This window comes from Salinimicrobium aquimaris, assembly GCF_035607535.1.
Lineage (GTDB): Bacteria > Bacteroidota > Bacteroidia > Flavobacteriales > Flavobacteriaceae > Salinimicrobium.
Genome location: NZ_JAYDZX010000001.1, coordinates 744,550 through 760,653 on the forward strand (window position 1 = coordinate 744,550; position 16,104 = coordinate 760,653).

Here is a 16,104-nt window from a genome sequence, read left to right on the forward strand (position 1 = left end):
ATGAGTTGATCAGATAGAATGAATTCGGCAGGGTAAAATGAATTTTCATACCGGAGGCTTTTGCTAAATAAATTTAAGAATTCTAAAGCTAATCCCGAAGTATAAACCTATTGTTGTAAGTCGATTGAATCCTGGAAAAAATCCACTGTTACTGATGCAGGTCATAAAATAAGGACCTCTATGTCTCTAATTTTGTCGGGTAATCTGAAAATTAGACTCATGTTTTCAAAAGCCTGTGAGTATGCTATTAGGGCAGCCATTTTTATTGCATCTGAATCTGAAAGAGGCCAAAGAGCAAGCCTCAAGGATATTGCCAGGGAAATAGATTCCCCTGAAGCATTCACTGCCAAAACCCTTCAAAAATTAACCCGTAGCGGGATTATTATTTCTACTAAAGGTGCGCATGGAGGATTTGAGGTAAAACCGGAAATGATGGCTGGCATTAAGGTTGCCCAGATCGTACAGGCCATTGATGGAGACAAGGTTTATACCCGTTGCAGCCTGGGCCTGCACAATTGTTCAGAAGATCACCCCTGCCCTTTTCACTCCAGGTTCAAACCTGTAAGGAACGGACTTCAGGAAATTGTGGAGAACACGAGTTTAAAAGATCTGACCAGCGGACTTATTGAAGGCGACACTTTTCTAAAATCGAATTTTGAATCCCCTACAAAATGATGGAAAAAACCCTGCAAAGGACAAGTTTACAAGATCAAATTTTAAAATTAAAAAAGGATAAAAATGCTGTCATCCTGGCTCATTATTACCAGGAACCCGAGATACAGGAAATAGCCGATTTTATCGGTGATTCCCTGGAGCTTGCAAAAAAGGCAGCAGAAACACAGGCAGACATTATTGTCTTTGCCGGGGTTCACTTTATGGCAGAAACTGCAAAGATCCTTAATCCTTCAAAAAGGGTACTTTTGCCCGATCTTAATGCCGGTTGTTCTTTGGCAGAAAGCTGTCCGCCGGAAGACTTCAGAAAACTGAAGAAACAGTATCCCGATCATGTGGTGGTGACCTACATAAATTGTTCAGCAGAGATAAAGACCTTAAGCGATATTGTTTGTACCTCCTCCAATGCCGAAAAGATCATTAACTCAATTCCTGAAGATAAGCCCATTATTTTCGCCCCGGACAAAAATTTAGGTAGATACCTAAGACAGAAGACCGGAAGAAAGATGTTGCTCTGGGACGGTGCCTGCATCGTCCATGAAGCTTTTTCCCTGGACAAATTACTGAAACTTTACAAACAGCATCCAACAGCCAAGATCATCGCTCACCCCGAGTCTGAAGCTCATATCCTCAAGGTGGCCAACTATATTGGATCCACCTCGGGTATGCTCAACTATGTGAAGAACAGCGAAAACCACACCTTTATCGTTGCAACAGAGGCAGGTATCCTGCATCAAATGCAAAAGGATGTGCCTTACAAAACCCTCATCCCTGCTCCCGCCAAAGAAGATAACACCTGTGCCTGCAGCGAATGCGCATTCATGAAGATGAATACCCTACAGAAGCTTTACAATTGTCTCGAAAAGGAAGAGCCTGAAATACTTCTTTCTCCCCAACTTATGAAAGAAGCCTTAGCCCCCATAGAACGAATGCTAGAACTTTCCTAAAGCATGAAAACAGACGTAATTGTAATAGGATCAGGTGTGGCAGGATTGACCTTCGCCATAAAGATCGCACAGGCCCGGCCCGGTGTGGAGGTGACCGTTATTACCAAGGAAAGAAGGGAGATCTCCAATACCGCTCAGGCGCAGGGAGGGATTGCAGTTGTTCTGGACAGGATCCAGGATAGTTTTGAACTTCACGTTAAAGACACTATGCAAGCGGGCCGGGGCCTTAATGATCCCGAGGTTGTCCAAATGGTAGTGTCTCAAGCTCCTCAACGCCTCCTGGAATTAATGAACTGGGGGACAACATTTGATGCCAAAGACGGGACATTGGAACTAGGTCTTGAAGGGGGACATTCCCGACATAGAATAGTACACCACCGCGACCTTACCGGAATGGAAATTCAGAGAAAATTAATCTCCCGGGCAAAATCCTTTCCAAATATTCGCTTTTTCGATCACTACTTTGTGACCGATCTTTTACTGGACGAAAACAATAAGAGCTGTATTGGGATAACTGCATTAGATAAAGATCAACATCAAAAAATAAATATTACCTCAAAGATCACCTTTTTGGCAAGTGGTGGTAGTGGAGTTGTATTTGAAAACACTACCAATCCAGCTGTGGCTACAGGAGATGGAGTAGCAATGGCGTGGCGTGTGGGAGTTAGGGTCAAGCATATGAATTTTGTTCAATTCCACCCTACGGCGCTATACGAACAGGATAAATACCCTCTCTTCCTAATTTCTGAAGCAGTGAGAGGTCATGGTGCTTATCTTGTGAACAAGCAGGGAAATCGTTTCCTGTTTAAAACTGACTTTAGAGGAGAACTCGCCACCCGCGACGTTGTTTCTGAAGCTATAGTTAAAGAACTCAAAGAATCGGGAGAGAAATGTGTCTACCTGGATTGTCGTCATCTGGACCAGCAGGTATTCGGGCAGAAATTCCCCACTATAGTGAACTACTGTAAATCCATAGGAATCGATCTTGCTGTAGATCTTATTCCGGTGGTTCCGGCTGCACATTATCAGTGTGGTGGCATTGAGGTGGATCAAAAAGCAAGAACATCTGTCAAATATTTATTTGCTTCAGGCGAATGCGCCCACACCGGGCTACATGGCGCCAATCGTTTGGCATCCAATTCCCTGCTCGAAGCGCTTGTCTATTCTCATGAGGCTTCAGAAGTTGTACTACAGGAGCTGGATGAGATTCCGGAGCCAAGACTTCCGCAGCAAAAAATATTATTTCACAACGAGGATGACGTCGATGATGATATCATAAACAGTCTTCGGGAACGGCTCAATGAAATAATGAACTATGACCTCCTGAATTCGGCTTCAAAAAGGGAAAAGACCGAGGCTCTTGAACAGCTACAATATTTACAGGATATGCTGGAAAACTACCCTCCATTTAACTCCGGTACAGTAGCATTTTATGAGCTTAGAAACATGGTGCAGACCGCCATTTTGATCCTGAAAGATGCCATTGATTATAGTTTACCAAAAAAGGGAGTTCCGGAAGGAATTTTTTAGAACTAAAGTCTTTGTTCCTGCAGAATCATTATACTTGCACAATTTGTAAAGTTTTAAGATGCCCTTTGTAAAGCGAAAAACAGCCTCAAACCTGCGGAAAGCTCATCGGTACCTCGGGATTTTTCTCGGAATCCAGTTTTTAATGTGGACCATAAGCGGAATTTATTTTAGCTGGACAGATATTGATGAAATCCACGGCGACCACTTCAGAAAAGCCCATGTACATCCTACCGGTTTTTCAGGATTGGCGGGAATAGCAGAGATAGCTCCGGAAGAAGAGATACATTCGGTTCAACTCAAAGATATTGCAGGTGAACCATACTACTGGCTCAATGGCGAAAAACTCGTTCATGCCCGAAGCGGAAAAGAAAAAGAAGAGATCACCGAGGCTGAAGCAGTCCAAATTGCAGGGAGATATATGCTGGACAGTCTTAAGATCTCCCAGGTGGAACGCATTACTTCCACAGGAGATCATCATGAGTACAGGGGTGGCAGCCTTCCCGCCTTTGTTATTTCTTATAATTCACCCCAAAACGTAAAGGCCTACATTTCGGCTTTGGACGGCAGCTTTAGATCTGTTCGCCACCGGGATTGGCGCTGGTTCGATTTTCTTTGGATGACCCATACCATGGATTACGAAACACGGGATGACTTCAACACCACAGTTCTCCGGGCATTCTCCCTGCTTGGTTTGATCACGGTGCTCAGTGGGTTTGTATTGTGGTTCATCTCCTCCCCGACCATGATGAGGTTGTTTGGTAAAAAAGGAAAAACGAAAAAAGTGCGTCGGAAACAGGCGGGTTGAATTCAGAAGTAACTGGCTCGAGCCTGATCTACGAAACCATGTAAGATTTTCTAAGAGGTATGATATTTCCTGATATGTCTTCTCACATAGAGGAAGCGAATCAATCCAATAATAAAAATTATCGGAGCTATGACCAGAAGAAAGATTCCCAGGTCCAGCATGTCCTCAAGGGCGTCAACCTTTAATATTGCAACTCCCGAGCTAAGAACAACAATAAACGTGCGGAGGTAAGCCAAAAAGGTCCTCTCATTGGCCATTCGGGTTCGGTCTATTGCTAACCAGTCCCGGGTGATTAGCCCCTCTTTAACTGTTTTAGTGTTTTTGTTCTTCCTCAATTTCTTTCCAGGCTTTGTAGCCACCTTTAAGATCAATAATATATTTAAATCCCATTTCTGACAACTGTGCTGCCGCCTTGCCACTGCGGTTTCCGCTGCGGCAATAAAGATAAATGGGTTTATCTTTTTCAAATTTATTCATCTGGGACAAGAAACCTTCAGCCTTGAAATCGATATTCTCTGCACCAGGTATATGGCCGGATTTGTACTCCTGTGGAGTTCTTACATCTACAAACTGCAGGGGCCAATTTTCTACTTTTAATTTAAATACTTCAGGTTCAAGAACCCTGATAGCTGTTGAATCCTGCGCATAAGCAACTACAGCGAAAAAGGAAATACAACAGCTAATGATCCACTTCGTCATTTATTTTTCTTTTTGTTGGCTAAAGATATGCAAATTCCAGACCACCCTTATGGAAGCACGTACCTGTAAATTGCCATGTAATGACAGTAGCTCCCAATTAAAACGAAAACATGAAAAATAGCATGATTGAACTTGATCCTGCTTATGCTGTAAAGAATTGCACCGAGGGTGTAGGAAATTCCACCGCCAAGCAACCAAATTAAACCTGGTGACGACAAATTTTCCATGAGTGGTTCAATAGCAAAAATGATCACCCAGCCCATACCCACGTAAAGCAATGTAGAAAGTATCTTAAATCTTCCTGTAAAGAACAATTTTAAAATGATTCCCAGAAAAGCAATGGTCCAAACCACACCGAGAATGATCCAGCCGGTTGTACCTTTCAAGGTAACTATCGCAAAGGGTGTATAGGTACCTGCAATGAGAATAAAAATTGCCACGTGATCAAGAATTTTGAAGTAAAATCGCTTTTTAAGATCTCCAGTGCTATGGTAAAGGGTTGAAGCAGTGTATAACAAGATAAGAGAGGCTCCAAAAACGACAAAACTGAGAGTCATCTTTGTGTTGTCAAATTCAAGGCCTTTGAGGATAAGCAAAAACAAACCTAAGAGGCTAAGAATTAATCCTCCCCCATGGGTTATCACATTTACAAGTTCCTCATTTTTGGAGTATCTTTTGATCTTTAATGGTTTTTTCATTTCTGGTATCCTAATTGTAAAAATAAGATATTTAGAAAGGTTTTTAATCTTAAACCTGCACCGTATGTAGGTTTTTTCTTACGGTAAATAAGAAGAACACCTCCTTTATATCGACCAAATACACAATTTTTAGCTGATATACCCGTAAAAAGTTAAAAAGACTTGCAGGTTAAAAATATTCGTTTAATTTAGCTTCTTCAGTTTCACCTACTTACTGCTTATGGACCTGTTAATTGCCCTTATTGCTTTTGAGATCATAGCCTCAAAATTCCTGTTTTCATATATTTCCTCGTATCAGTCGAACGGAAATTATGTGGAACAGAATCCGGTTCTAAAATTTGCTTTTGACCGGCTCAACCTCGAGCATGATGAATGGCTTTCCTTCTTCTGTAATATTTTGCTTACAGGATTTTCGGTGTATCTTTTGAACACTTTTTATTCGGCCACTGCTTTTCAGGTACTTTTTATTTTAACCGGTTTTTACTGCACTATTTTAAATCTGGCGGCGGCTCACAGCAGTTACTTTCAAAGGACCAATTTCATCACCCGCAGGTTGTTGCGTTGATCTGGAGACCCCTTTTTCAAAAGAAATAATATTATCACCTTTTATTGCCGGAGTAACTTCTTTCCTGATTTTGTGCTTATACAGGAAAAGGTGAAGATTCGAACTTTTTCGTCATATGTAAACATGAAAGTTCTTCGGCTAATCGGAATTGCCTTTGGGGTTGTTCCATCCCGCACTGTTCCCCTGACTATTCTCTTAAACCTGTTTATGTGTTGCCAAAATTGTTAGCCGGGGAAATTCTCTCAAATACCTCAATACGACGATAGGCTTCCACTTATCTCTCCTGAAATAAAATAATCTCACCATTTTTAGAGTATTACAAATTAATTATTTAATTTTAATCTTAATTAAATTAATTTTTCTTATAGTAATATTTTAATTACTGATAAAGTCATTCTGCCGTCCATTTCTACCGGAGTTATATTCCTATTCAATATTGCCCGATCTTCTGTTGCCTACACGATTATTTTTTAACTCTAAAATTGTAATTATGGACAGGAAAACTTTTATTCGGAAAACTACCGCGGGAATCCTTCTTGCTATACCTGCGATCTCACTTATCGGTTGCTCAGGTTCCGATGATGGTGGCGACCCTAATCCTAACCCCAATCCAGATCCAGATCCAGATCCAGATCAGGCCAATTGTTTAGAGAATGGCACCAATAGCTCTGTTGGAAGTGCTGCCGGTCATTCTCACAGCTTCACAGTTCCAAAAGAAGATGTGCAGGCGGGGGAAGAAAAAACCTATGTAATGAGCAATGTTAATGCACATACTCACCAGGTAACTATAACAGCTGCACAATTTGCCACTTTACAAGGGAACAATTCTATTACAGCCACCTCTACTTCAGACAGTGGGCATACTCATAGCGTTTCTGTGTCCTGTGCATAACCCTTAAATCAATGTTATGAGATCAAGAAGAAAGATTCAGAAATCGATCATTTTTAGATCAGGAATTTTTAAAATTAGTTTTCTACAAAAACTGGTATTCCTATTCCTGACCATCCTAACATTTAATGGTTGTGCAAGTGATGATGATGCCACACCGCGCGAACCTGAGCCCGACATGGCTCTTGACCTGGTTTTGGTTGCAGCAGGAATGACATCTCCCGTAGGATTGGCTGAAGCTCCTAACGATAGTGGTTGGTTATATGTAATAGACCAGACAGGAGTGGTTTGGATCATTGACGAAGATGGAAACAGATTGGAAGATCCTTTCCTGGATGTGAGTGACAGAATGGTGAGCCTGAATGCCAACTACGACGAACGTGGTCTCCTGGGACTGGCCTTCCACCCTGCATATGAAACCAATGGCAGGCTATTCGTGTATTACACCGCGCCACCCCGGGCAGGAGGCCCGGCTGAAGGAGAGAACTGGAATAACACCAGTCGTATTTCAGAATTTACAGTATCAGCTACAGATGACGCCTTGGTAAATATGGGTTCAGAAAGAATAATTCTGGAAGTGAACCAGCCACAGGGAAACCATGAAGGAGGCACAATTGCATTTGGACCTGATGGATACCTTTATATTTCCATTGGTGATGGTGGGGCTTCAAATGATGTTGGACCGGGACATGTAGAAGACTGGTATGCAGAAAATGCAGGAGGTAACGGGCAGGATATTGAAGCTAATCTGTTAGGTGATATCCTACGGATAGATGTTGACAACGGAATGCCTTACGGAATACCGGGTGACAATCCATTTATTGGTCACCCGGGACTGGATGAGATCTATGCCTATGGCTTTAGGAATCCATTCCGGTTTTCATTCGACATGGGGGGTGCAAACCAATTGATTGCAGGAGATGCCGGACAGGGATTGTATGAGGAGATCAACCTTGTGGAACGCGGTGGGAATTATGGCTGGAATGTAAAAGAAGGAACGATTTGTTTTGATGCTGCAGACAATGAGAACATCCTTGACTCCTGTCCCGATGTAGATATCTATGGTAATGAACTTCTGGACCCTGTAATTGAGATACCTAACCTCGCCAACCCTGCCGGGGGCGTTACCGTCACAGTCATTGGCGGATATGTCTACAGGGGTACAGATGTTCCTGAACTTAACGGCAGATATATATTTGGTTCTTTCACCAGTTCTCCGAATTTTGAACCCGAAGGCGAAATTTTCGTAGCCACCCCTTCCGGAACGGGAGCATGGCCTTACGAACTCCTCGACCTTGCCAGCTACTCCGAAAGCCTGGGCTACTATCTAAAGGGATTTGGCCAGGACCTGAATGGGGAAGTTTATGTGGCAACTTCTGCTGCTCTCGGGCCTACAGGAAATACCGGCAGGATCTTTAAAATTAAAATGGTAGAACAGTAATTCGGGAGAATTTCGATCATGAAAACATTTCATTATGACCAGTGCCCTTTTAACTGCGACGGAATGCTCTGAAGCAGTCAGATGAAGAAATCGTAGCAGGCAGCACAACATGCGCACGATGTTGCTCACACAGATACCACTCTTAAAATGGCTGCCAATTATAAGAGGCCGATAAGAGAAGAATGAGAATTTCCTTTGGTGACAGAGTCATTTTCGAAAAAATCGGGAAGCAACATTTTTTGGAGTGTAAGGAAAAGCAGATGACCATTCTTAAAGCACCTACATCTTTTGGTTTGAAGTCCCAACGACTGTTTTACGCACCTTTATTAACGGCCCTCGTGATGCTCAGGATTAGCGTCATAAGAAGGTTTTTTTTCTGTCATTAGACTCGCTCCTATCTCAAGAACTCCAAGGATGATGAATGGCCAGAATGTTTCGTCTGCAAATCCAAACAACCATGGAGTCACAATAAGCAAGGCTCCTCCCAACAAATCGAGTAGAAGATGTGTCTTCATGGCAAGGATCTTTAAGAGGCCTAGCTCATAGTCTGTGATGAGACTGTAAACAATTACTCCTGCTCCAAGGATTACGGGTAGGGTACTGGCTGCACCGGCAGGAATCTCCAGGAAAAGTGGAAGAACTAATAAAGTTGCTCCCATAATATAATCAAGGTAGCCATGAATTTTTGTACTTATCATAATGTTGATTTTATAGATTTAATATAGTCACTAATTTGATCCACAGGATCATTTATTAACCTGTTTAACAGCCTTTTCTATTTTCCCTTAAAAAGATCAAAAGCATTAGTATCCAGAATCTACTTCCAAATTAAACCTTCCTTAAAGCGGCTGTTAGTTTTTGGTGTAGACCCGGAGCATCAGGTGTAGGAAAATTAATTTCCTTCATCTCAACTTCACCTTGCCTCACGCATTCCTTGATCATCCTCACATACCCGGGAAATGGAATTCGGTTCTTCTGCTCATCAAGGTCAAAAATTCCACTGTTATGGTAATGAAGCAGGTTATCCCAATCGGGGCGATCTATAACTGGATATATACAGATTCCATGTAGATCCACTCCGGCACTTATAGCAGTAAGACATTCCCGCGTAATCTCCTTCAGCCACCTGGCGCGCCCCACTCCAAAATGTCCCGTTTCAGCCAGGACCACAGGCTTTTTATATCTTGAGTAAGCTGTTTGCAACAACTGATTCAGCGGGATGAGCTTTTGGGTTTCCATTGGCCACAACAGCGTCCTTCCCTCGTGGTCCCACTGGTTACTATGGTAATAGTTAAAGCCGATAATATCGAATAATTCCGTTGAGCCCCCAAGTTCGGGACACATTTTTCCTGCAATCATGTCCATCGCCTGATACTGATGTGAGTTGAGTTCTGCAAGTTCTGCTTCAGAAATTTCACTGTCACCCCGATGGATCTTAACCAAAGGTTCTACCAGATAAATAACACAGTTTTCGCTAACCTGCCGCAGAATTTTACTGCCCTCAATTGCAGCTTTCGAGAGATGGTATTTAATATCAAAACCTGAGTTGACAGCAAAGGGCACAGTCCCTCTCACATCACCTGAATGCCATGACAAAAAACTGATCTCATTTATCGGCACCACATGCAGCGTACTTGAGGAATGCTTGCTGTGAAAAAGGGCAAATTCCCTGCAAAGCAACTTGAACCTCTCCAGAAACAAAGGGTGTGTGGGATAGATACCATCTGGATATCCAAAATGGCAAAGGTCCCATATAACCTGGATCCCCAGTTCTTCGGCAATGGACATCCTGTTTTTCACTTCTGAAAAATCAAAATGATAAGGAGCTCTTTCTACTTCACTCCAGCAAATTCCTTCCCTTACCACCTTTATTCCCAGATTGAGCAGTAACCTGTAATCTTCCTCCACCCTAAGGTGATGTTGATTCTCTTTCAGAAGATTTATTCTTTGACCCGACCGGTTAATATGGTCTGCACATTCAAAGCCTCCCATGAAGAAGGAATTATATTTTCCTGGCCTTTTCTTTTCCATAGCTGTTCCACCTCCTTCTTGATATTTTTCCTTCCAGTAAAGCGAAGAGTTCCAGGGCATTTTTGAAAGCCTGGTCCATATTGAAGTACTTGTAGTTGGCAAGTCTTCCCACGAAATATACATCTTTCAACTGTTCTGCCTCTTCCCTGTACTTCTCATAAATTTCGCTATTTCTGGCGTTAGGTACTGGATAATAGGGCTCTCCCTCATCTGTAGTAAATTCTTTTACAATAGTAGTTCTTTCAGATATTTGATTTCCGAAATGTTTGTACTCAATAATACGTGTGAAATCTACTTCCAGTCCCGGATAATTCACTACTGAATTCTCCTGAAAATACTCCCGGTCCACTGTTTCTTTTACAAAATTTATTGATCGATACTCCAGTTTGTCCTCAAGGCTATGTTTAAACTCAAAAAATCGATCAATGGGCCCGGTATAGAACAACTTCGTAAAACCTGAAATTTCATCTTTCACATCAAAGTAGTCTGTATTTAACATTACTTCAATAGTTGGGCTGGAGAGGATCCTTTCAAACATCTTCGTGTACCCTCCTCCAGGCAACGCCTGATATTTGTCTGAAAAATAGCGGTCATCAAAGTTCTTCCGCACCGGAATACGTTCTAAAACCGAGGCGTCTAATTCTTCAGGGTATTTATCCCATTGCTTTTTAGTGTAGTGCTTAAACATCTTTTCATACAATTCATATCCCAATTTATTCAGAACTGCCTCTTCTCCATTCGATGCATTGGTAAATTCAATTCTATTCTTCTCCAGCCATTCTTCCATTTCTGCTTCCGTGGAAATTTTGAGATCAAAGATTTGATTGACCGTTTTGATGTTAACTGGTATGGGAACAAGTTGGCCATCAACCTTAGCAAGGACCCTGTGCTCCCATTTATACCAGTGGGCAAATCTGTTCACATATTTCCATACCTCCTCATGATTTGTATGGAACAGGTGAGCACCGTATTTGGAAACGAGGATGTTATTTTCATCTAGGTAATCGAAACAATTTCCACCTATATGGTCCCGTTTTTCAAGGATCAACACTTTTTTTCCTATCGCCGCATATCGTTCTGCCAGGACCGCTCCCGAAATTCCGGCTCCTATAATTAAAATATCAGTCGTCGTCATACCTTTACTTCAGTTGAAATTAATTGCTCCATTTGAGTTGCAGTATGGTCCCAGGAGGTATGGTTGAGAATTTCTTTGTAGCTCTTCAATACTTTTGTCCCGTCCTCGCCCAGCATACGATCTATAGCTCCTGAAAATTCTTCAGCATTACCAACTATGGAAATACAGTGGCGATAGTCCCTCTCCACGTCTTTAATTGCAGTGGATATTATAGGTTTTCCTGCCGCCATATACTCCAGCGTTTTTGTGGGACTAATAAAACGTGTAGCATCGTTTAGAGCAAAGGGCATCATGGCAACATCAAAACCGGCCAGGTAAGCGGGAAGGTCCTTATATGCCTTCATTCCCAGGTAATAAATATTTTTCTCCCTTGGAAGGTCTTCTTCCCCTATTTTAGCCAGCGGTCCAATCATTACAAAACTGATATCTGGCCTTGCTTTCGCTACCTCCTGAAGCAGCTTCAAATTGATCCTCTCATCGATTACCCCAAAATACCCTACCACTGGCTTTTTTATATTGTTCATATCCTGGGGAAGTGGCAGTTCATTAAGAGCTACGGCAAAGTGATAACGTTCAACTGAACTTGGGAAACAGTGAACATTAAAATGCACCTTGCTCTTCGCTTCATATAAAGATTTTCCCCCTGTAAAAACAATCTCGGCTTCAGACAATAAGAACTTTTCCTGCCTTACCAGTTCTGGGTTTGCACCTCGAAAAAGAGAGAGTTCATCCATACAATCGTAGATCACTCTCCCAAAATCAAAATCTCCCAATACTTCACTAAATGCTGCTGAATAGAACCACCCAATAGAAAACTTTCGTCTAGAAAGGTATTTCTTTAAAATAGCTGATATACCAGCCACATTCCTTGCTCTTGGTTTTAGTATATGAAGATTTGAATTGATCACTTCCAGTTCATAACCCCCTTCATTTTCTTCAGCAAACGCAATGGGTTCTTCAATGAAAAGCACCTTATAGGATTTACACAACCTGCTAATGAGGTGCTGGGGTCGCTGGTAAACAAATCCCCATCTCAAATGACAAAAGACCAGCATTTCATAATCCCGGACCGGAGTAAGGGATTTATCCTTTTCCAGCCTCTGACTTGATTTTCCGGAAACCGTTCTTTTTCTTTCCATAGCTAAATTTTTTTACGAGTTATCCAGCCCGTGAAAAAATTCTTTTTCCGGTTGACTTCCCTTTTCTGTTTAATAGAAATTAGTGTGGATTTGAGTAGCAGGGGGAATTCTTACTCCTATTAACCCTGTCTAAAGTAGAGGATTACAGTCCTACTGCAGATGATGTTTAAGAAACAATTATTACTAAATTTCAACATAATTAACAGCACCAATAACTCTATTGTTTTATTAGATAAAAAAGCTACGTTTTTCGATAAAAAATTCTGAATTGTTTCACAGTAGCTGGTCCAAAAATAGTTACCAGGTACAAGTGATGAGGATACCACACAGGGGAACCAGAGTCCAAGATGGCTCTTACCTGATTTTGGTCACAGCAGGAAGGACATCTTCTGTTGGGCCTTCAGGAAATATCGGCAGGATCTTTAAAATTGAAATGGTAGAACAATAAAAGGAAGTAGGATCGGCGGTGGCTTTATATCTCATCCTTTTTTATGCCTGGTTCCAAAGAAAAACTTTATCAGATTTTCCACCCTGAACTTAAATTCCGAGCCGCTCTAAAAATGGCTTTTTTTGAGCCTTGCTGGTATGAAGAAGACGGCCATCGGCCATCTTTGCGTCTATCTCTCCAAATTCTGAATGAACCAGTTCTTTTACATGATCGAGATTTACAATGGCTGACCGATGTATTCTGAAAAACACATCAGGATTTAAGATCTCATCAAGGGCACCAAGAGATTCCCTTAGGAGATATTTTTTATCTAAAGTATATATCTCTGCATAACAACCCGACGAAATGATGTAAAGAATGTCTTGCGGGTCAAGCAGAATGGTCTTATTACCCTGTTTGACCGGGATCTTGAATATTGTCCCGGTAGACCGATTATTGTAGATTCCAAGCAGGCTCTGGATCTTCTCATCCAGATCGAGTTCTTCCTGAGGTATTGCGCTTAAAATCTTTGAAATGGTTTTATAAAAGCGTTCATCTTTAAAAGGCTTAAGTAGGAGATCGCACGCATTAGCTTCAAACGCCTTACTGGCATCGGGATTATGAGCTGTAAGGAGAATCACTAGTGGCCTGGGAGACACAGAAATTCTATCCAGAACCTCAAAGCCATTCAAATCTTTCATTTCCAGGTCAAGAAAAATGAGATCGGGGCGAAGGGAATTAATTTGAGCCACTGCAGATTTACCCGTTGGACACTCTCCCAAAACTTCAATTTCAGGAACCTTATTCAGGAGGTTGATCACCCGTTTCCTGGCCAGTGTTTCATCGTCTATAATTAAAGCTTTCAAAGGAAGAAGCTTTCTTGGGGTTACTTCCTCAAATTTACAATTTTTGGTTCTAAAAGTGAGCGGTTAAAAGAGGAAATTGCCACAATTACCTATTATTTTGATGACGAAAACTGCTTCCTGAAAAGGAGGAACAAAACCTCTTTTTGTGACATGTAAAAAGACTGTCAAAAATTCTAATTTCATTTCCCGCTCGTCTTCTTTATTGAAGTCCTGCCCCTAAACAGGTGAAAAATGAAATATGCTTTTGACAGTCTCTCTAACAGCCTCAACTATTGACCCTAAAGACCCGCAAGTTCAATAATTTCTGCTGCCTCCATGTCGATCCTGAGATTCTGTACCTCTCCCTCCTTCTCCAGGCGTATTTTGAAATATTCTTCCTCAACTATGCCATCCCGACCTTTTGCCCTATGAACATTCCGCGTCATGTTCCATCCCCGGTACTTTCTATACACCTCTTCCTGCAGCTGTGGGGGAAGAAGAACATTTTTGAGTTTATAGGAGACCTTTCTTAGGTTACCTTCTTTGCAATAGCTTGCTTTTAATCTTCCTTTAGTGCTTTTTACATCCACCTGGTAACCATTGATACCCTCGTCCTCCACCAGGTCAATAAATGCTTCTAACCGGCAGTGTTTATTTAGAAAACCTATGGGATCCTTTTCAAATTCCTCGCCGAACCGCTTATTGATTCTAAAGACATAAGTGTCTCCTTCAACTGTTACTTCAGGGAGATTGGGATCGAAACCTACCCTGGCTTCTTTAAGTTCGGTAAATTGTGCATTTGCAATACCTGCCCACATCAGGATCATTAATCCAAGAAACATTTTTTTCATGATACCATCTTTAAATTAATACTTTTTGAAAGCCTTACTGTATTATTTTGCCTTCAAAATTCTGTACAAATTTAAGGGTACAGGTATGCTTGCAATGTTGCAATGATATCAACAGACAGAAAGTAGTTACAGGGAACCACTGCGAATACATGAGGGGATAAAAGAATATTTTTGAATACTTAGTTGTAAACCAGGCTACAGTTAGAAAGTTAGGTTCCGGCCTGAATAAAAAGGAAGTTTTCCCTTTGAAAATTACAAAGAAGCTGTTTAATTTGCAGTTCCAATTCGGGAGGTGGACCCGGGAAAACGGGAGTGGCAAATACGTCTGCTTCCTTTCTAAAATCCATTAATCGGGATGTGGCGCAGTCCGGTAGCGTATACGTCTGGGGGGCGTAGGGTCGCAGGTTCAAATCCTGTCATCCCGACATAGAAAAGCGATGCAAATGCATCGCTTTTTTTGTTTTCGAAATTTACTGACTTCCTGGAGGCTCTCAACTTCCTCCTACTTCTCTGTTTCCGCAAGGGTTTTTGTATCAACATATTGCTGAAACGAAATAACTTTACCACCCTCAAGTGTCCAAAGGTGAGCTGCCTGTGCGTCATATTTCTCTCCGCCTTTCCATTGTGCATCATACCGCAGGGTTGCCAAAACTTTATTGTTGCTCATTTCATGCAGTTCAATATCCTTTAGTTTAAAATATTCGTGTTCTCCTCCAAGTCTGGAAAAAACACCCTTTAATACCGCATCGGGGCCAATGTATGGATTCCCGTCAGCATATTTATTGCCTTCAGCCTCATTCCATACTACCTTTGGATCCATACTTGCCAGAACCGTAAGGATATCACCGGCCGCAAAAGCTTCGTACATGGAATTGATCACCCCAACATTATTGGGTTCACTCATAAGACCCAGTTGCTGCATAAATATCATGCTGTCCATAAAATCATGTTCCTGTGCGATCTTCCCATTCTTCATTTTCACCAGGGTTACTCCCTCCACATCAACAGCTCTGCCGGTAGCGGGGATACCAAAGAAGTTCCCGGTATGTTTCCCCTTAAAGCGCCAGTGTTTAACCAGTTTGTTTCCTTGTTCAAAAATATCAACAACTTTGAAATCAATCTCTGAAAATCCGGTGAGGAAATTTTGATAATAGGCTCTAAAGTCCTCTATACCCACAATATTCTCTGGCTGACTCACCATCACAATATTTTCATCAAAATGTTCGGAATTTATCTGGTCGATCTGGCCTTTGTTGATCACCTCGTCCCAGGTAGTTTCATACATTTTGATGTTCCTGTCTACCTGGCTGTCTTGTGCGCTTGCAATAGAGATCCCGAACACTGCGAATGCAATTAAAAATACACTTGATTTCATATTTAAAAATATTAGTTACTTAAACTGAAAAGATTGATTTTTTTCAAAAATTTTT

At 41.6% G+C, this 16,104-nt stretch carries 18 protein-coding genes and 1 tRNA gene; 8 read left to right on the forward strand and 11 right to left on the reverse strand.

Annotated elements, in window-relative coordinates:
* The first annotated feature begins 219 nt into the window (after positions 1–219).
* Genes VR862_RS03390 through VR862_RS03405 form a run of 4 tightly spaced genes read left to right on the forward strand, consistent with a single transcriptional unit; the run spans position 220 to position 3,954 of the window.
* Positions 220–675, forward strand: coding sequence for an RrF2 family transcriptional regulator (locus VR862_RS03390; RefSeq protein ID WP_324719539.1), 456 nt, complete (start codon positions 220–222; stop codon positions 673–675).
* The gene (gene nadA, locus VR862_RS03395; protein WP_324719540.1) at positions 672–1,619 is read left to right on the forward strand and encodes a quinolinate synthase NadA; all 948 of its coding nucleotides are present in this window, start codon (positions 672–674) and stop codon (positions 1,617–1,619) included. Before VR862_RS03390 ends, nadA begins: the two co-directional genes overlap by 4 nt.
* 3 nt (positions 1,620–1,622) lie before the next feature.
* Positions 1,623–3,149: an L-aspartate oxidase gene (nadB, locus tag VR862_RS03400; RefSeq protein ID WP_324719541.1), complete on the forward strand. Its 1,527-nt coding sequence runs from the start codon at positions 1,623–1,625 to the stop codon at positions 3,147–3,149.
* Positions 3,150–3,207: 58 nt separating this feature from the next.
* On the forward strand, positions 3,208–3,954 hold the full coding sequence (locus VR862_RS03405) for a hypothetical protein (RefSeq protein ID WP_324719542.1): 747 nt from the start codon (positions 3,208–3,210) through the stop codon (positions 3,952–3,954).
* 50 nt (positions 3,955–4,004) lie between these two features.
* Here the strand turns inward: VR862_RS03405 and VR862_RS03410 are convergent, their stop codons facing one another.
* From VR862_RS03410 to trhA, 3 genes are read right to left on the reverse strand one after another with little or no spacing between them, the layout of a single operon-like run.
* Positions 4,005–4,289, reverse strand: a complete 285-nt coding sequence (locus VR862_RS03410) for a DUF202 domain-containing protein (RefSeq protein WP_324719543.1) — start codon at positions 4,287–4,289, stop codon at positions 4,005–4,007.
* Entirely contained in the window at positions 4,267–4,653 is a 387-nt protein-coding gene (locus tag VR862_RS03415; protein ID WP_324719544.1) for a rhodanese-like domain-containing protein, read from the reverse strand. The genes VR862_RS03410 and VR862_RS03415 overlap by 23 nt, the downstream gene beginning before the upstream one ends.
* 47 nt (positions 4,654–4,700) lie before the next feature.
* Positions 4,701–5,351 carry a PAQR family membrane homeostasis protein TrhA gene (trhA, locus tag VR862_RS03420; RefSeq protein WP_324719545.1) on the reverse strand — a complete coding sequence of 217 codons (651 nt, stop codon included), beginning with the start codon at positions 5,349–5,351 and terminating at the stop codon, positions 4,701–4,703.
* Positions 5,352–5,571: 220 nt separating this feature from the next.
* Here trhA and VR862_RS03425 point away from each other — a divergent pair, with 220 nt between their 5' ends.
* The 3 genes from VR862_RS03425 to VR862_RS03435 all read left to right on the forward strand — a co-directional run bounded on the left by VR862_RS03425 (position 5,572) and on the right by VR862_RS03435 (position 8,246).
* Positions 5,572–5,916 carry a hypothetical protein gene (locus VR862_RS03425; protein ID WP_324719546.1) on the forward strand — a complete coding sequence of 115 codons (345 nt, stop codon included), beginning with the start codon at positions 5,572–5,574 and terminating at the stop codon, positions 5,914–5,916.
* Positions 5,917–6,406: 490 nt separating this feature from the next.
* Positions 6,407–6,808: a hypothetical protein gene (locus VR862_RS03430; protein WP_324719547.1), complete on the forward strand. Its 402-nt coding sequence runs from the start codon at positions 6,407–6,409 to the stop codon at positions 6,806–6,808.
* A 16-nt stretch (positions 6,809–6,824) separates the two neighbouring features.
* Positions 6,825–8,246, forward strand: a complete 1,422-nt coding sequence (locus VR862_RS03435) for a PQQ-dependent sugar dehydrogenase (RefSeq protein WP_324719548.1) — start codon at positions 6,825–6,827, stop codon at positions 8,244–8,246.
* Positions 8,247–8,572: 326 nt separating this feature from the next.
* Here the strand turns inward: VR862_RS03435 and VR862_RS03440 are convergent, their stop codons facing one another.
* The 7 genes from VR862_RS03440 to VR862_RS03470 form a co-directional block, all read right to left on the reverse strand.
* Complete coding sequence (locus VR862_RS03440; RefSeq protein ID WP_324719549.1) at positions 8,573–8,944, reverse strand: SPW repeat domain-containing protein; 372 nt, start codon at positions 8,942–8,944, stop codon at positions 8,573–8,575.
* A gap of 130 nt (positions 8,945–9,074) precedes the next feature.
* Complete coding sequence (locus VR862_RS03445) at positions 9,075–10,337, reverse strand: glycoside hydrolase family 5 protein (protein WP_324719550.1); 1,263 nt, start codon at positions 10,335–10,337, stop codon at positions 9,075–9,077.
* A complete protein-coding gene (gene glf, locus VR862_RS03450; protein ID WP_324719551.1) occupies positions 10,249–11,412 on the reverse strand; it encodes a UDP-galactopyranose mutase in 1,164 nt (387 codons plus the stop codon). Before glf ends, VR862_RS03445 begins: the two co-directional genes overlap by 89 nt.
* Positions 11,409–12,551, reverse strand: a complete 1,143-nt coding sequence (locus VR862_RS03455; protein ID WP_324719552.1) for a glycosyltransferase — start codon at positions 12,549–12,551, stop codon at positions 11,409–11,411. Before VR862_RS03455 ends, glf begins: the two co-directional genes overlap by 4 nt.
* Positions 12,552–12,905: 354 nt before the next feature.
* Positions 12,906–13,034: a hypothetical protein gene (locus tag VR862_RS03460; RefSeq protein ID WP_324719553.1), complete on the reverse strand. Its 129-nt coding sequence runs from the start codon at positions 13,032–13,034 to the stop codon at positions 12,906–12,908.
* Between the two features lie 54 nt (positions 13,035–13,088).
* The gene (locus VR862_RS03465; protein WP_324719554.1) at positions 13,089–13,844 is read right to left on the reverse strand and encodes a LytR/AlgR family response regulator transcription factor; all 756 of its coding nucleotides are present in this window, start codon (positions 13,842–13,844) and stop codon (positions 13,089–13,091) included.
* 278 nt (positions 13,845–14,122) lie between these two features.
* On the reverse strand, positions 14,123–14,674 hold the full coding sequence (locus VR862_RS03470) for a hypothetical protein (RefSeq protein ID WP_324719555.1): 552 nt from the start codon (positions 14,672–14,674) through the stop codon (positions 14,123–14,125).
* A gap of 351 nt (positions 14,675–15,025) precedes the next feature.
* Here VR862_RS03470 and VR862_RS03475 point away from each other — a divergent pair.
* Positions 15,026–15,099 (forward strand) — tRNA-Pro (locus VR862_RS03475).
* Between the two features lie 77 nt (positions 15,100–15,176).
* On the opposite strand, the gene VR862_RS03480 is transcribed toward VR862_RS03475, so the two are convergent.
* The gene (locus VR862_RS03480) at positions 15,177–16,049 is read right to left on the reverse strand and encodes an ester cyclase (RefSeq protein WP_324719556.1); all 873 of its coding nucleotides are present in this window, start codon (positions 16,047–16,049) and stop codon (positions 15,177–15,179) included.
* Positions 16,050–16,104: the final 55 nt, after the last annotated feature.

Excerpts from the sequence above, each read along its gene's own strand:
- VR862_RS03390 (WP_324719539.1), top strand. The coding sequence starts at position 220 with ATGTTTTCAAAAGCCTGTGAGTATGCTATTAGGGCAGCCATTTTTATT.
- nadA (WP_324719540.1), top strand. The coding sequence starts at position 672 with ATGATGGAAAAAACCCTGCAAAGGACAAGTTTACAAGATCAAATTTTA.
- nadB (WP_324719541.1), top strand. The coding sequence starts at position 1,623 with ATGAAAACAGACGTAATTGTAATAGGATCAGGTGTGGCAGGATTGACC.
- VR862_RS03405 (WP_324719542.1), top strand. The coding sequence starts at position 3,208 with ATGCCCTTTGTAAAGCGAAAAACAGCCTCAAACCTGCGGAAAGCTCAT.
- VR862_RS03415 (WP_324719544.1), bottom strand. The coding sequence starts at position 4,653 with ATGACGAAGTGGATCATTAGCTGTTGTATTTCCTTTTTCGCTGTAGTT.
- trhA (WP_324719545.1), bottom strand. The coding sequence starts at position 5,351 with ATGAAAAAACCATTAAAGATCAAAAGATACTCCAAAAATGAGGAACTT.
- VR862_RS03425 (WP_324719546.1), top strand. The coding sequence starts at position 5,572 with ATGGACCTGTTAATTGCCCTTATTGCTTTTGAGATCATAGCCTCAAAA.
- VR862_RS03430 (WP_324719547.1), top strand. The coding sequence starts at position 6,407 with ATGGACAGGAAAACTTTTATTCGGAAAACTACCGCGGGAATCCTTCTT.
- VR862_RS03435 (WP_324719548.1), top strand. The coding sequence starts at position 6,825 with ATGAGATCAAGAAGAAAGATTCAGAAATCGATCATTTTTAGATCAGGA.
- VR862_RS03440 (WP_324719549.1), bottom strand. The coding sequence starts at position 8,944 with ATGATAAGTACAAAAATTCATGGCTACCTTGATTATATTATGGGAGCA.
- VR862_RS03445 (WP_324719550.1), bottom strand. The coding sequence starts at position 10,337 with ATGCCCTGGAACTCTTCGCTTTACTGGAAGGAAAAATATCAAGAAGGA.
- glf (WP_324719551.1), bottom strand. The coding sequence starts at position 11,412 with ATGACGACGACTGATATTTTAATTATAGGAGCCGGAATTTCGGGAGCG.
- VR862_RS03455 (WP_324719552.1), bottom strand. The coding sequence starts at position 12,551 with ATGGAAAGAAAAAGAACGGTTTCCGGAAAATCAAGTCAGAGGCTGGAA.
- VR862_RS03460 (WP_324719553.1), bottom strand. The coding sequence starts at position 13,034 with ATGAGATATAAAGCCACCGCCGATCCTACTTCCTTTTATTGTTCTACC.
- VR862_RS03470 (WP_324719555.1), bottom strand. The coding sequence starts at position 14,674 with ATGAAAAAAATGTTTCTTGGATTAATGATCCTGATGTGGGCAGGTATT.
- VR862_RS03480 (WP_324719556.1), bottom strand. The coding sequence starts at position 16,049 with ATGAAATCAAGTGTATTTTTAATTGCATTCGCAGTGTTCGGGATCTCT.